The organism is Aurantiacibacter atlanticus, assembly GCF_001077815.2.
Lineage (GTDB): Bacteria > Pseudomonadota > Alphaproteobacteria > Sphingomonadales > Sphingomonadaceae > Alteraurantiacibacter > Alteraurantiacibacter atlanticus.
This window is the reverse complement of record NZ_CP011310.1, coordinates 2,814,783-2,827,920: the sequence shown is the minus strand read 5'-3', so window position 1 is coordinate 2,827,920 and position 13,138 is coordinate 2,814,783. Positions and strand designations below refer to the sequence as shown.

The 13,138-nt window shown below is 59.4% G+C and carries 16 protein-coding genes and 1 tRNA gene; 12 read left to right on the top strand and 5 right to left on the bottom strand.

Going from position 1 to position 13,138, the window contains the following annotated elements:
• Positions 1-30 precede the first annotated feature (30 nt).
• The 3 genes from CP97_RS13805 to CP97_RS13795 are packed head-to-tail and all read left to right on the top strand — an operon-like array spanning position 31 to position 2,337.
• Entirely contained in the window at positions 31-768 is a 738-nt protein-coding gene (locus tag CP97_RS13805; protein ID WP_048886427.1) for an energy transducer TonB, read from the top strand.
• Positions 769-822: 54 nt separating this feature from the next.
• A complete protein-coding gene (locus tag CP97_RS13800; RefSeq protein WP_048886426.1) occupies positions 823-1,854 on the top strand; it encodes a mannose-1-phosphate guanylyltransferase in 1,032 nt (343 codons plus the stop codon).
• A gap of 12 nt (positions 1,855-1,866) precedes the next feature.
• Positions 1,867-2,337, top strand: coding sequence for a DUF2721 domain-containing protein (locus CP97_RS13795; protein WP_227819612.1), 471 nt, complete (start codon positions 1,867-1,869; stop codon positions 2,335-2,337).
• A gap of 10 nt (positions 2,338-2,347) precedes the next feature.
• On the opposite strand, the gene CP97_RS13790 is transcribed toward CP97_RS13795, so the two are convergent.
• The 3 genes from CP97_RS13790 to CP97_RS13780 are packed head-to-tail and all read right to left on the bottom strand — an operon-like array spanning position 2,348 to position 4,640.
• Positions 2,348-2,656, bottom strand: coding sequence for a polyhydroxyalkanoic acid system family protein (locus CP97_RS13790; protein WP_048886425.1), 309 nt, complete (start codon positions 2,654-2,656; stop codon positions 2,348-2,350).
• Complete coding sequence (locus CP97_RS13785) at positions 2,656-3,417, bottom strand: hypothetical protein (RefSeq protein WP_048886424.1); 762 nt, start codon at positions 3,415-3,417, stop codon at positions 2,656-2,658. The genes CP97_RS13790 and CP97_RS13785 overlap by 1 nt, the downstream gene beginning before the upstream one ends.
• A gap of 14 nt (positions 3,418-3,431) precedes the next feature.
• Positions 3,432-4,640 carry a toxic anion resistance protein gene (locus CP97_RS13780; protein WP_149036494.1) on the bottom strand — a complete coding sequence of 403 codons (1,209 nt, stop codon included), beginning with the start codon at positions 4,638-4,640 and terminating at the stop codon, positions 3,432-3,434.
• 99 nt (positions 4,641-4,739) lie between these two features.
• Between CP97_RS13780 and CP97_RS13775 the strand changes: the two genes are divergently transcribed.
• The gene (locus CP97_RS13775) at positions 4,740-6,296 is read left to right on the top strand and encodes a TIGR00341 family protein (protein ID WP_082863833.1); all 1,557 of its coding nucleotides are present in this window, start codon (positions 4,740-4,742) and stop codon (positions 6,294-6,296) included.
• Between the two features lie 5 nt (positions 6,297-6,301).
• Positions 6,302-6,697: an MAPEG family protein gene (locus CP97_RS13770; protein ID WP_048886422.1), complete on the top strand. Its 396-nt coding sequence runs from the start codon at positions 6,302-6,304 to the stop codon at positions 6,695-6,697.
• Positions 6,698-6,840: 143 nt separating this feature from the next.
• Here the strand turns inward: CP97_RS13770 and CP97_RS13765 are convergent, their stop codons facing one another.
• Positions 6,841-8,568, bottom strand: a complete 1,728-nt coding sequence (locus CP97_RS13765) for a fatty acyl-AMP ligase (protein WP_048886421.1) — start codon at positions 8,566-8,568, stop codon at positions 6,841-6,843.
• A 131-nt stretch (positions 8,569-8,699) separates the two neighbouring features.
• Between CP97_RS13765 and CP97_RS13760 the strand changes: the two genes are divergently transcribed.
• Genes CP97_RS13760 through CP97_RS13745 form a run of 4 tightly spaced genes read left to right on the top strand, consistent with a single transcriptional unit; the run spans position 8,700 to position 10,736 of the window.
• The gene (locus CP97_RS13760; protein WP_048886420.1) at positions 8,700-9,296 is read left to right on the top strand and encodes a regulatory protein RecX; all 597 of its coding nucleotides are present in this window, start codon (positions 8,700-8,702) and stop codon (positions 9,294-9,296) included.
• Positions 9,277-9,771 carry a DUF192 domain-containing protein gene (locus CP97_RS13755; RefSeq protein ID WP_048886419.1) on the top strand — a complete coding sequence of 165 codons (495 nt, stop codon included), beginning with the start codon at positions 9,277-9,279 and terminating at the stop codon, positions 9,769-9,771. Before CP97_RS13760 ends, CP97_RS13755 begins: the two co-directional genes overlap by 20 nt.
• 51 nt (positions 9,772-9,822) lie before the next feature.
• Complete coding sequence (locus CP97_RS13750) at positions 9,823-10,221, top strand: NADH:ubiquinone oxidoreductase subunit NDUFA12 (protein ID WP_048886418.1); 399 nt, start codon at positions 9,823-9,825, stop codon at positions 10,219-10,221.
• Positions 10,218-10,736 carry a DUF2155 domain-containing protein gene (locus CP97_RS13745; RefSeq protein WP_227819611.1) on the top strand — a complete coding sequence of 173 codons (519 nt, stop codon included), beginning with the start codon at positions 10,218-10,220 and terminating at the stop codon, positions 10,734-10,736. The genes CP97_RS13750 and CP97_RS13745 overlap by 4 nt, the downstream gene beginning before the upstream one ends.
• Here CP97_RS13745 and aat read toward each other — a convergent pair.
• Positions 10,682-11,383 (bottom strand): leucyl/phenylalanyl-tRNA--protein transferase, encoded by a 702-nt coding sequence (gene aat, locus CP97_RS13740; RefSeq protein WP_048886417.1) that lies wholly within the window; start codon positions 11,381-11,383, stop codon positions 10,682-10,684. The two genes, CP97_RS13745 and aat, sit on opposite strands and share 55 nt — an antisense overlap.
• 77 nt (positions 11,384-11,460) lie before the next feature.
• Between aat and CP97_RS13735 the strand changes: the two genes are divergently transcribed.
• The 3 genes from CP97_RS13735 (at position 11,461) to CP97_RS16390 (ending at position 13,104) form a co-directional block, all read left to right on the top strand.
• Positions 11,461-11,536 (top strand) — tRNA-Trp (locus CP97_RS13735).
• A 123-nt stretch (positions 11,537-11,659) separates the two neighbouring features.
• Positions 11,660-12,841 (top strand): glycosyltransferase family 87 protein, encoded by a 1,182-nt coding sequence (locus CP97_RS13730; protein WP_063612451.1) that lies wholly within the window; start codon positions 11,660-11,662, stop codon positions 12,839-12,841.
• 113 nt (positions 12,842-12,954) lie between these two features.
• Positions 12,955-13,104, top strand: coding sequence for a hypothetical protein (locus CP97_RS16390; RefSeq protein WP_169807768.1), 150 nt, complete (start codon positions 12,955-12,957; stop codon positions 13,102-13,104).
• The last annotated feature ends 34 nt before the right edge of the window (positions 13,105-13,138 follow it).

The following is a 13,138-nucleotide window of genomic DNA, read 5'->3' as shown; positions in this document are numbered from 1 at the left end:
GCACGAACCGGCAAAGGAAAACGGGTCCTTATGGTGCAACGCGGTTTTGCAGCAAAGCGCAAGAAGCTGAACTGGAAGCTGGTGGTGCTGATCGCCCTGGCCCATATACTGGCATTGGCCGGACTGGCACGCCTGCTGATGCCTGAATTCACATCCGAAGTGATCGAACAGGCAACATCCATCGTGACAGTCACCGTGCGGACCTATGAAGATGAAGAACCGGAAGCCGAGCCGAGCATTGCCCCGCCGCAGCCGGATGAAGGTGCGGCTGGCGACGAAGGGCGCGAGGCGACACCGCGCCCTGTCATTGCGCCTCCGCAGCCATTGCCGCGGCCGAGCCCGGCGCCGCGAGCAACTTCAACCGGCACTGCCAACACCTCTGGCGCACGAGAAGATGGTGAAGGCACGGGCGCTGGCGGGCCGGGCGATGGCACCGGCAGCGGCCGCAGGGGATCGGGCACTGGCGGCGCGGTAGCAGTTGGTCCTTCAGTGCGATCGGGCGAATTGAACGAGGCGCGCGATTTTCCGATCCCAGAAGGTGGGCGGGAGACGCGACTTGGCCGTTCTGTCACCGTGCATTTCACTGTCACCACGGCTGGTCGCGCGCGCAATTGCACCGTCGCCAATACGCAGGTCGATGCAGCAACTACCGCGCGCGTGTGCCCGCTGGTGATAGAGCGTATCCGTTTCAATCCTGCGACTGCGGCAGATGGCACACCGGTAGAGGCGCGCTATGGCTATCGCGTCGATTTTCGCGCCCGATCGTAAGAAGCAGGCAATAAAGCGGTTGCAGCAAGGCCCGGAATTTCACAGGTGCAAGACATGACCATGATTCATCCAGTTATTATGTGCGGCGGCAGCGGCACCCGCCTGTGGCCCCGCAGTCGCAAGGTAAAGCCCAAACCCTTCCTGCCGCTGGTGGGTGACCAGACCTTGTTCGAGGAGACGCTGGCGCGGTGCAGCGATCCCGGGCAATTTGCCGCACCTTTCATCGTCACCGGCAACGCGCATCTCGAACATGTCGCGGCGCAGCTTGGCGGAAATGACGCGCGCATCGTGGTGGAGCCAGAGGCGAAGAATACCGCTGCCGCTATCGCGCTGGCTGCCGTACTGCTGCCACAGGATGCGGTGATGCTGGTGTGTCCCAGCGATCACCACATTGGTGATGTCGTCGCATTCCGCATGGCGGCGCAGGCTGCCGCCATGCTGGCGAAACAGGATCATCTTGTTGCCTTTGGCATAACACCCACCCATCCAGAAACAGGCTATGGCTATATCCTGCAGGGCGAAGTGCTGGACGGCGGGTTTGCCGTGGAAGGTTTCGTCGAGAAGCCCGATCCTGCCCGCGCGGCGGAATTTCTTGCGCATGGAGGCTATAGTTGGAACGGCGGCATCTTCGCGTTTCGGGCGGGCGCTCTCATGGCAGAGCTTGACCGCCACCGTCCGGCACTGGCCGATGCTGTGCGCCGCTCTGTCAGTGACGGCCATGAAGATGGCGCGCGGTTTTATCCCGCAGCCGAACCGTTTTCAGAGATTCAGTCCGAATCGGTCGATTACGCGGTCATGGAGCAGACGCAGCGCGCCGCCATGGTGCCGGTGTCGATGGGCTGGTCCGATATCGGCGGCTGGCCTGCGCTGCGTGACGCGCGGGAAGGCGATGATGCGGGCAATTGCGCGCGCGGTGCCGTAGAACTGATCGATTGTGCCAATGTTCTTGCCGAAACCGACGGACCGCGCATTTCGGTTATCGGTCTGGAAGACATCGCGATTGTGGTCGATGGCGATGAAGTACTGGTGACATCGATGCAGGGCGCGCAAAAAGTCGGCAAGCTGCACGGCGCGACCAATCAATAGGATTTTCGCCAGATGAATTTCTTCCTCCCCGGTGAAGACCTGATGATAGCCCAGACGATCCAGCTGGCACTGACCCCTGTCTTCGTGCTGGTCGCCATCGGCAGTATCATCTCCACGCTGAGCCAGCGGCTGGGTCGCGTGGTGGACCGTTCCCGTGATTTGCAGGCGCTTCACGGCAAGACCGAGGGTGAGGAACACGATATGATCGTGCGCCAGATGCGCATGTCGGACGAACGCATTGCCCTCATTGGAAGGGCGCTTTTGCAACTGGTGCTCTCGGCATTGTCGATTGGGGTGACCGTGGTCTTGCTGTTCGTGCAGGAATTCACGCAAATCGGGCTGAACCCCTTTGCTGCCGCCACATTCATCGTGGCCATCGCGCTGTTAATGTGGGCGCTGGTGTTATTTCTTAGGGAAACACGTTTGGCGGCGGCGACGCTGCGTATTCCTGCCAGCTATCTGGAGCGCGAGCGAAAGCTCTGACCCTTCGGCCTTAATCCGTTGGCGGAGCGAGCAATTTCTGGCCCTGTTGCCGAATGGCGGCGTCTATCATCGGTTTGATGAAGCCCAGGGCCGCCGGAATCAGCATGTGGAAGATGACCTTGTCATCCTCGATATCTATATGCCCAGAAAGCATTTGACCCATCGCGCCGATGGACATGTCCATGCGGTCCTCGCCGGACCAGCTGGTTTCCACCTCGGCCATTCCGCCGGGGATATTGTCACCGATCTTATGGCTGTTTTCGCGCAGACGCCGGCGGACCTCCTCCCTTCCCAGATTATGCGGGATTTCGATATCCATCAGTCGCCTTTCACGGGCGTAGAGGAATCCTCGCCGCCATATTTATATTCGAGGAAGCGGTTACGGATCGCCAGATCATCCAGTGATCCTTCCGCCAATTGCCGGGTGACGTGGTCAATTTCCTTGCTGATCTTGCCGAGGCTATCGACCAGCTGGCTTTCCGGCGTGGAACCGGCGCGTTCTTCGCGGCGCATGTGATCGGGTATGCGCTGATAGCCTTCCAGCATTTCGGGCAGATGTTCACCCACCAGCTTGCGCGTTTCGGCCGCAGCGGGGTGGGCAGGATCGACATGTTCCAGCTGCTTGCCCAGCGCATCGAGCTGCACGCCCAGATCATCCACTAGTCTCACCGCGGGCGGGGGTAGGGCGGGACGCTGGTGTTCCAGCCACAGCTCGGTCCGCGCGACCAATTGTCTGGCATCCTGCGTGCGGGCGAGATCGGCACGTTTCGGCGTTTTTACCTTGGGGTAATTGGCGAAGATGACCCCTGCCGCGATGATTGCGAACAATACCGTCATCACCCCGACAAAGCCAATACCGTTAAGGACAATGCCAAGGACACTCGCCGCCATGAAGATCGCCAGCAACGCTACGCCGAAATAGCCGGCGCGCTTAAGCAGATTTTTGGTCTTTATCTGTTTTGATCCGCGCCCGATTGATCGGCTGTCCAGCCGATGCCGTCCGCCAGTCTGGTTGTCGCGCACCAATGCGCGGCCTTCGGACAGTATGCGATCGGAATCGCGGGTGATATCATCTGCCATCCAGAATGCCCCGACTATCCTTCGAGGCTCAACAGGCCGCTGTCATTGACCTGCTGCGCTGCTTGCGACTGGCCTTCAGCGCGGGCGATATAGCCCTTTGATTTTTCCACCTCGGTCGAAAGCACATCGACTGTCTGTTTCATGGAATCGAGCGCGCGCAGCTTGAACTGGTCGACCTCGTCCATTGTGTCATAGATGTTCTGGAAGGCGCGTTGCAGCGTTTCCATCGGGATGGTGGAGCTGGCTGCCTGTTCGTGAATTTGCGCGGTGTTGCTGCGCAGCAATTCGCCGGTGGAATCGATGATGCCCGCCGTCGTCTGGTTGAGCGCGGTGATCTGGCCCAACACCAGGCGCTGATTAGTCATCGCCTGTGCCACTGTTACAGCGGTGCGCAGCGCGCCCACGGTTGTTGTGCTGGCACGGTCCACGCCTTTCACCAGCTCGACATTGTTCTTCTTGACGAGATCAAGCGCGAGATATCCTTGCACCGAAACTGCCATTTGCGTGAGCAGATCCTGCGTGCGCTGACGGACATAAAACAGCGCGGTTTCGCGGATGGCCTTGGCCTTTTCAGGATTGCTGGAATCGAGTTCGGCAGCTTTTTCCTCCAGCTCAGCATCCAGCGCCCTGGCGATGTGGATCATCTGTTCCAGATTGCCCATCGCTTCCCACAGCTTCTGGCGTTCGACATCGATTGCGGCATTATCCATCAGCAATTCGTCCTTGCCGCTGGATAGACGGGCCAGGATCGACTGGATGTGGCCTTGCGTGCTGGTGTAGCTGTCAAAATAATTCTTCAACTTGTTGCCGAACGGGATGATGCCGAACAGCTTGCGCCCCGTCAGCTTGCCCTTGCGGCCGGGATCGAGATCTTCGACCGTGCGGCGTAATTCGGCCAGATCGGTGCCGACACCGCTTTCCTGATCCATTGCACGCACCGGCCGATCAAGGAAACGGTTGGACATCTGGCTGGCGGCCATGATTTCCTTGCGCCCCATATTGGTGATCTGGTCCACCTTCTTGCCGAAATCAGGTGAATTGGAATCCAGCGCGACGAGCTCGTCCACGAAGCCATCCACTTTTTCCTGCAGGGCGGTCTTTTTTTCCTCGCTTACCGGCACAAGTCCGGCAGCCCTTTCCGGGGTCACAGCGGGCACGGGATCAGGCGGCGTCAGCTCCAGATCGGTGGCGGTTTTGGTCTCTGTCTGGTTGCTAATTGCCATCGCGCGCGATTTCCCTTCCTGCCTGTATCCAGTGTATTAGGCATACAAGACACGTGTTTCAAGCTTTGTGCTGGGCAGCTTCCGCGATAATGCGCTGTAATGCAAACACCAAACTCCCCGGAAATGTCAGCGAATTCCGTTCCCGAAGCGAGCGCGACCTCATCCCCGGCACGACGGGGGTTCAGCGATGTGCTGCGCAGCCTCAGAGGCTGGTGGGGCATGGATGTGCGGGGCACGGTCGATCAGGCGGCTGTGATTGAAAAACGGCGCGCCGAATGCGCGCTATCGGCCCGTTACCTGCTGATGACCTGCATGTCCGCCGGCATCGCAGTGCTGGGCCTGTTGCAGGGATCGGCTGCCGTGGTGATCGGGGCGATGCTGCTTTCTCCGTTGATGGATCCGATCATGGGTGTCGGTTTTGCGCTGGCCATCGGCGATTTCCAATGGTTGCGACAATCGGCAAAATCGCTGGCGGTGGGGGTGGGCTTTGCCATTATCTTCTGTGCCATCATCGTGTTTTTCTCGCCCTTGCAGACCATTACCAGCGAAATTGCCGCCCGCACGCGGCCCAGCCTGTTCGATCTTGGCGTGGCGATATTTTCGTCTATTGCGGGCGCCTATGCGATGATCCGCGGGCGCGAGGGCACGATTGTCGGCGTGGCGATTGCTACGGCCTTGATGCCGCCACTCGCGGTGGTCGGCTTTGGGCTGGCGACGGTGAACGGAACGGTGTTCTGGGGCGCGATGTTCCTGTTCATCACCAACCTCACCGCCATCGCCCTGACCGCAACGGCGATGGCGCGCATGTTTGGTTTCAGCACCAGCCTTTCGGAAAAGCAGACGCAGATACAGTCCTTCCTGATCTTCGCCGCGTTTATCGTCCTTGCTATCCCGCTATTCCTTTCCCTGCGCCAGATCGTGTGGGAAAGTAATGCGACGCGGCAGATAAATTCCACCGTGATCGACGTATTCGACGGGCGCGCCCGCGTGTCACAGATTGAATCAAATTTCGAAAGCGATCCCATTCAGGTGACTGCCACAGTGCTGACGCCGCAGATTATCGCCAATGCAGAAGCGCTGACCGAACAGATGGCGAGCGACCGCTTGAGCCGCGTCATAGAATTTTCGCTCACCCAGGTGCGTGTCGGCACGAGCGAGCAGGCTGCCGAAGAAGCGCAGCTTGCTGCCGCCCGCGCGCAGGAGGCAGAGGCGCGTGAAAGGGCTGAGGATATTGCCGACAGGCTGGCGCTTCTGGCCGGCGTTCCGATAGACGATGTTACCGTTGATCGGGAACGGCGCCGGGCCGTGGTCACGGCGCGCCCGCTGGAAGGGGCGACGATGGCCGCTTATAACGAACTTGAACGCAGGATCGATGCGACCGAACCCGATTGGGATATCCGTTTCATCCCGCCTTTGCGCAATTTGCCCGAAATCACGTTCGAGAATGAGGAGATCACCGTATCTGGTCGCCGCGCATTGCAATTGGCAAGCTGGGCGCACGACCGCGTTGGCGTCGCTGTGCAGTTGAGCGGACCGGAAGAGTCGGTGAGCGCTCTGCGTGCCATTTTGGCGGCTGAGGAAAAAGCCATGCAGACCAATGCTACCGGGGCAGGATACGGAGCGGTCACCGCGCGTTGGGTGATTGAAGAGGAATAGACATCATGCCTGCTGAACTTACTGTCCTTGGCCTCGCCGCCATCTTGCTGCTGGTCCATATTTTTGCTGCCATCCGCTACAAGACGCAGCAATATGGCAAGGAATGGAACATGGGGGCGCGTGATGAGGATCTTCAGCCGCTCAACGATGTGGCCGGACGGCTGGATCGCGCACGCGGCAATTTTCTTGAAACACTGCCGCTGGCTATCATTGCCCTTGGCGGCGTGGTGATAGCAGACAAGGCTAGCACGCTGACCGCGATTGCCGCTTGGATCTGGCTGGGTGCGCGTGTGATTTACCTCCCGCTTTACTGGGCTGGCATTCCCAAGGTTCGTACGCTGATATGGCTTATCGCCCTGCTGGCCCTGATTTATCCGTTGGGCGTCCTCTTGCTGGCGTGAGAGAGGACGACAGGGAGAATCGGCGTCGGAACATCACCCGGCACGCATCAAATCCGCTGCGGCAGGGCGGATCAGTTGCAGATCGTCCGCGCCGCGCCTGTGCCGGGTAAGCCAAACCTTTCGAACCCTCTCGACAGTCAGGCTCAAGCGGCCAGGTCCAATGGCGAAATCTCACCCGAAAGATAGAGCTTTTTCGCCTTGGCGCGGCTCAATTTGCCGCTGCTGGTGCGTGGCAACGTCCGTGGCGGCACCAGTTCGACAACGCAGCTCATGCCGGTAACAGCGCGCACCTTGTCCGCAATCTGGTCACGCAGCCTGATCCGTTCATCAGGGTCGGATACGCGGCAATGCACCAGCACGGCGGGCGCTTCCTCGCCATTTTCGGTTTCGACAGAGAAGGCCGCGATATCGCCGTGGTTGAAGCCGGGCAGTTGTTCCACTGCCCATTCGATATCCTGCGGCCAATGGTTCTTGCCATTGATAATGATCATATCCTTGGCCCGGCCCACGATGAACAGATAGCCATCGGCCATATAGCCCATGTCTCCTGTATCGAGCCAGCCATCGACGAGGCAATCGCCAGTCGCGGCCTCATCCCGGAAATAGGAATGCATCACGCTGGGGCCGCGGCACCAGACTTTGCCGATCTGGTGATCGCCCTTCACGGCATCGTTCTCGCCGCGGATCTCAACGTCCATATCGGGCAGCGGTTTGCCGCAATTGACGATGGCACGATAGCGCGCGGGACGGCTGAGATCGCGCAGCGTGCCCGACAGGCGCTCCTCCTCAACCAGTTCCACGCGGATACCTTCGCCCGGGGGCATGACGGTAACCGCCAGCGTCGCCTCTGCAAGACCATAGGACGGTGTGAAGGCGCTCGCCTTGAAACCCGCATCGGCAAAGGCGTTGACGAATTGCTGCATCACGTCAGGCCGGATCATATCCGCGCCATTGCCTGCCAATCGCCAGCGCGACAGATCGAAACGGTCCGATACCTGGCTCTGGCTGGAAATGCGGCGGGCGCAAATGTCATAGCCGAAGGTGGGCGAGTAGCTCAATGAATTGCCGGGATTGCGGCTGATGAGGTCAAGCCACGCCAGCGGGCGGCGGGCGAAATGTTCTGTCTTGAGATAATCGGCGCTGACCTGATTGCCGATCATGGACAGGAAGCAGCCGACCAGCCCCATATCGTGATAGAAGGGCAGCCAGCTCACCCCGCGATCGCCCTCTCCGATGTGCATCGACGTGGCATGGCCGTAAAGATTATGCAGCAAGGCCCGGTGGGTAACAGCAACGCCGGTCGGGAAACGGGTGGAGCCGCTGGAATATTGCAGATAGCAGATGTCATCGGGATCGGCCTCCGGCAGATCGGCATCGGGTGCTTCCTGCGCGGCAAATGCATCCCAATCCATTCCGGTGCAGCCCTGTCTGGCGGCAGCTGCACTGGCCATTTCACCGATTTCGGCAGGATAGACGAGCAGCTTGGGATCGCTGCTGGCCAATTGCACGCCCAGCTGTTCAATATAACTGTCCTTGCCACCAAAGGTGGTGGGCAGCGGCAGCGGCACCGGCCATGCACCCGCATAGACGCAGGCGCAGAACATGGCGGTAAATTCGGGGCTGGTTTCCGCTATCAGTGCAACCCTGTCATCTTTTCCAATGCCCATTGCGGACAGGCGGCGGGCGTTGGCCAGCGCATCTTCGCGCATGCTGGCATAGGGATACACACGTTCCAGCGTTCCGCGCGGATCGTAGAAATTGAGGCCCTTTTCACTGCGCGCGGCATAATCTATCGCCTCGTTGAAGGTGATAAAATCAGACCTGCGACGCGGCAGGGGGCAATCATTCGGGGTAGGGGTGAGTTCGGTCATAAACCTTGTGTGGACCCTCATGTCATGGGTGCTCTGTTGTCGCTTCCCATATCAAAAAGCGGTGTCTCAAATGAAGTGGACACCGCTACAGCCTTTCCCATTTCAAGGGAAGTGTGGCACGAATATGGCCAATGAATGTCAATCGACAGGCAAGTAAGCGCGAACGCAGGGCGCCACGCCCGCTTTCTCCGGCAGCTCTGGAGGAGCTGGCGCTGTCCTATGTTGCGCGGTTTGCCACCAGTGCGACCAAGCTGGAACGGTATCTGGCCCGCAAATTGCGCGAACGCGGTTGGGAAGACGCGACAGATGGTGAGGAAAACGGGCCGGATGTGCCGGCGCTGGTCGCGCGTTTTGTGGACAAGGGCTATGTCGATGATGCGGCCTATGCCCGTGCGCGATCGTCTGATTTGCTGCGGCGCGGCTATGGCGCGAACCGCGTGAACCAGTCGCTTGGGCAGGCAGGCATTGCAGAACAGGTCCGCGAAGCAGTTGCGCCAAGAGAGGCATCCCGGCGGCGTGCGGCGCTGCATCTTGCGGGCAAGCGCCGCTTTGGCCCCTTCGGCCTGGAAACACCTGACCGTGCAAAGCGCGAAAAACAGATTGCAGCGATGCTGCGTGTAGGCCACAGTTTCGATCACGCCCGCGCGATGATCGATGCCATAGATGAAGATAGCGCGCGTGAATGGGTCGCCGAAGCAGAGGAATGGGATGATGACGATACTGCGTAATCTTGGACTTGTTTTATTGGCCATTCCCCTGCTCGCCTGTTCGCCGCAGGCCGCCGATCAGGCACCTGCTGCCTCGACGGCAGCGAATTCCGCAGCGCTTTCCGAAGCGGGTCTGGAAATCATACCCGTCACCATCACAACCGAAAGCGGCACCTATGTCATCCAGACCGAAGTCGCCTCCACCAGGGAAGAGCAGGCGCGCGGCATGATGTTCCGCACCGAAATGGGGCCGGATGAAGGTATGCTGTTCCCCTATGATGTGCCGCAGGACATGGGTTTCTGGATGCGCAATACCCTGCTGCCGCTCGACATCATTTTCATCGATGAAAACCAGACCGTCATCAATATTGGCGACGGTGTCCCTTATAATGAGGAGAGCGTGCGTTCTGATCGTCCCGGCATCGCGGTTCTTGAACTCATCGGTGGGCGATCTGCCGAACTGGGGATAGAACCGGGTGACCGGATTGAATGGTAACCACCAGCTAGTGCTTGGCCTTCGCTACCGAATCCGCTAATCGCGCAGCCCATGAACTTCCTCGGCAAAATCTTCACCTGGTGGGAAGGTGCCACCATCGGCACCAGCCTGTGGTCTGCGCGCAATGGCGAGCATGTCGGCACCGATGCACAGGGCAATAAATATTTTCGCAGTAAGGACACGAAAAGCGGCCAGCGTGAACGCCGCTGGGTGATCTATGAAGGGGTCAATGATGCCAGCCGCGTGCCTTCCGAATGGCATGGCTGGCTGCACGGTTCCTACGATCAATTACCAGAAAGCCACCTTGCGCCTCCCAAGATCTGGGAAACGGACTACACGCCCAATGCCACCGGCACCGATACACGGTATCTTCCCGCTGGTGCGCTGGAACGCGGCGGCAGGCGTGCGCCCGCTCGCGGTGATTACGAAGCCTGGACGCCTGACGCGTGAGCCGGCGGCGCGCCGCCTGCGCCGGTGTGTTTCTTGCAGCAAGCGTGCTGGCCCTGACCGGATGCGATAAATCCGCGCCCGAACGGCAGGCCGAAGAAACCGATATCCCCGAAGAATTGCAGGGTGAATCTGCACCGCAAATCGCACCGGACGATGCCGAGGTGGTCGGCACTCCGATGGAGGAGCGGGTGGCCACCATCGGCCTTATCAACAAGCGCAACCAGATCAGCCGCGAAATCGAGATGATGCCGGGCGAATCGCGGCGCGTGGACGATGTCATCATCCGCCTGTCCGCATGCGAGCGGACAGCACCCTGGGAAGAGCCGCAGCAGACGGGCGCCTTCGTGCAGGTCTATGTCAATGAACGGCCCGATATCGATGCCGATTTTCAATGGGTTGGCATATTTTCGGGCTGGATGTTCAAGGAATCGCCCAGCCTCAATGTGGTTGAGCACCCGATCTATGACGTCTGGCTGAAGGAATGCGCGATGAGCTTTCCGGGCGAGGAAGCGTAAACCTCCGCTTCCCGAAGCAATGCGGCATGAGCTTGTGGCAAGGAATCATTCGGTGGACGCGCGGCTGCCTCTGACGATAGCTCATGATACCGCTCACGCGGGATCTCGACCGCGCCCAGCGAGGCAAGATGTTCGGTCATGAATTGGCAATCGAGCAGCACGAACCCCGCTCGCCGCATCAGCGCGACCAACCATGCCAATGCCACCTTGCTTGCATTGTCTGCCTTCGCAAACATGCTCTCGCCGCAAAAGACCCTGTCAAAAGCAACGCCGTAAAGCCCGCCAACCAGCGTATCGTCACGCCAGCATTCTACCGAATGGGCATGGCCGTGACGATGGAGGTTGCGATAGCTGGCATCGATCGTGTGGCTGATCCATGTTTCGGGGTGGTCGCTGCGTGGCTGGGCGCAGGCTTCGATCACCGCATCGAAATCCCCGTCCACCCTGACAGTGAAGCGGTCTTGCCGAATCACTTTGGCAAGACTGCGAGAACAGCGGAAACCATCGAGAGGTAGAATCGCCCGTTCGCGCGGCTCGACCCAGAATACCTCTCCGTCATCGCGCGAATCGGCCATAGGGAAAACGCCGCCGCGATAGGCGAGCAGGAGGATTTCGGGCGGTATTATCTTGGGCGCGGGGGAATGCATTGCGGCAACTTATCATAGCATGCGCATGTCGTCGCTTGCCATTGCGCGCGCTGCGCTATAGAGGCGCACCTCCCTGCAGGGGTGTAGCTCAGCTGGTAGAGCATCGGTCTCCAAAACCGAGGGCCACGGGTTCGAATCCTGTCACCCCTGCCATTTTTCCCGAAAACCAGTTCCGTGCGGCCGCGCACGCATCCGCTTCCAGCGGGCTGCTTTGCGCGTGGGTATTGCGCAAGAAATCTCCATCGCGCGTTTACCATATTACGATAAGGCATGCCGATGCGCACAACTGTCATCGATCATCTCCGCCATGCCGACTGGCTCGATACGCGCCGTGTGCGTGGCTATGCCGTGATCGTGGGGATCGCCAGCCTCCTGTTGCTGGTCAATTCCTTTATCAAGGCAATGGGCGTGGAGGGGACCGATTTTCTCGCCTTCTGGGGTGCGGGCCATGTTACTATCGGCGGAGATCCGGCCGCTGCCTATGATCTTGAAGTGCAGGAACGCGTGCAGACAGCAACGGGAAGCGAAGGCTGGTTCGCCTTTGTCAATCCGCCGCCCTTCCTGTTTGCCGCCGCGCCTTTCGGGGCGTTGCCGTTTCCGCTGGCTTGGATTGCCTGGGTCGCTGTGACCTTTGCTCTATGGGCCTGGGCCAGCATTCGTGCATTTGTGCAATTGTGGCCCATCGTGATCGTCTTTCCCGGGGCCTTGCTGGCAGCAGGCCACGCACAGAACGGTCTGCTGACCGGCGCGATCCTGATTGCCGGGGTAACTCTGCTGGATAGGCGACCCGTGCTTTCGGGGGCGGTTCTGGGTATGTTAGTCATCAAGCCGCATCTGGCCCTGTTGATACCATTTTGGTTAGCCGGGGCAGGCAAATGGCGCGCATTTCTGGCTGCTGGGATGAGCGGATTGGCCTTGCTCTTGCTGTCTTGGCTGGTGCTGGGCCTGGATACGATGCTGGCCTATACCACAAGCTGGAATGCCAGCGCCGCGATCATGGAAAATGCTGATCGCGCGTTCTATCTGCGTATGGCAACACCGTTCAGCCAGTTGAGCCTGATTGCGCCGACAGAAATTGCGCTGGCTGTGAATATCGCCAGCGCTATCGGCATGATTATTCTCGCTTTCATGTCGTGGAACAGATTTGGCGGGGATGCCCTGGCAAGCGGCGCACTGGTTTTGGCGGCCACTGCACTCACATCGCCCTATTTGTTCAATTACGACCTGCCGTTCCTCATCCTGCCAATCCTGTGGCTGGTGCGAGAAGGGCTGCGCCAAGGCTTTCGTCCGTGGGAGAAGCTGGCGCTGGTCCTGTTGTTTGCCGCGCCCCATGCGACGCGTGCGATGGCCTTGCCATTGGGTATGAATCCGATGCCCATTTGCGCCGCCCTGCTGGTTTGGATGATTTGGTCGCGCGCTCAATATGTTCAGGAAAATATTAAGAATCCTGAATACTAGCAGACCATCTGGTAATGGTGGAATCACTTAGTTTACGATAAAGCGTTCTTCAGTGGAGACGAAGGGAACTTCTTCTCTGCACGACCGTAATGGACCGAAGAAGGAGGCGTAAGATGTCAGATCGTATGTTTATCTCAAGCCGTCCGGATAGCTGGACGTCCCCGCGTGCCTATCGCGACGCTAGCCAGCGCCTTGCTGCCTATGGCCGCATTCAGCCGATGGAGCAGCCCAGCCTGTTGGAACGCCTGTTACACCGCCGCTAATAATGGTGACAAATTGCCCCCGTGAGGCGCGGAG

Excerpts from the sequence above, each read along its gene's own strand:
- CP97_RS13805 (WP_048886427.1), top strand. The coding sequence starts at position 31 with ATGGTGCAACGCGGTTTTGCAGCAAAGCGCAAGAAGCTGAACTGGAAG.
- CP97_RS13800 (WP_048886426.1), top strand. The coding sequence starts at position 823 with ATGACCATGATTCATCCAGTTATTATGTGCGGCGGCAGCGGCACCCGC.
- CP97_RS13795 (WP_227819612.1), top strand. The coding sequence starts at position 1,867 with ATGAATTTCTTCCTCCCCGGTGAAGACCTGATGATAGCCCAGACGATC.
- CP97_RS13790 (WP_048886425.1), bottom strand. The coding sequence starts at position 2,656 with ATGGATATCGAAATCCCGCATAATCTGGGAAGGGAGGAGGTCCGCCGG.
- CP97_RS13785 (WP_048886424.1), bottom strand. The coding sequence starts at position 3,417 with ATGGCAGATGATATCACCCGCGATTCCGATCGCATACTGTCCGAAGGC.
- CP97_RS13780 (WP_149036494.1), bottom strand. The coding sequence starts at position 4,640 with ATGGCAATTAGCAACCAGACAGAGACCAAAACCGCCACCGATCTGGAG.
- CP97_RS13775 (WP_082863833.1), top strand. The coding sequence starts at position 4,740 with ATGCAAACACCAAACTCCCCGGAAATGTCAGCGAATTCCGTTCCCGAA.
- CP97_RS13770 (WP_048886422.1), top strand. The coding sequence starts at position 6,302 with ATGCCTGCTGAACTTACTGTCCTTGGCCTCGCCGCCATCTTGCTGCTG.
- CP97_RS13765 (WP_048886421.1), bottom strand. The coding sequence starts at position 8,568 with ATGACCGAACTCACCCCTACCCCGAATGATTGCCCCCTGCCGCGTCGC.
- CP97_RS13760 (WP_048886420.1), top strand. The coding sequence starts at position 8,700 with ATGAATGTCAATCGACAGGCAAGTAAGCGCGAACGCAGGGCGCCACGC.
- CP97_RS13755 (WP_048886419.1), top strand. The coding sequence starts at position 9,277 with ATGATGACGATACTGCGTAATCTTGGACTTGTTTTATTGGCCATTCCC.
- CP97_RS13750 (WP_048886418.1), top strand. The coding sequence starts at position 9,823 with ATGAACTTCCTCGGCAAAATCTTCACCTGGTGGGAAGGTGCCACCATC.
- aat (WP_048886417.1), bottom strand. The coding sequence starts at position 11,383 with ATGCATTCCCCCGCGCCCAAGATAATACCGCCCGAAATCCTCCTGCTC.
- CP97_RS13730 (WP_063612451.1), top strand. The coding sequence starts at position 11,660 with ATGCGCACAACTGTCATCGATCATCTCCGCCATGCCGACTGGCTCGAT.
- CP97_RS16390 (WP_169807768.1), top strand. The coding sequence starts at position 12,955 with ATGTCAGATCGTATGTTTATCTCAAGCCGTCCGGATAGCTGGACGTCC.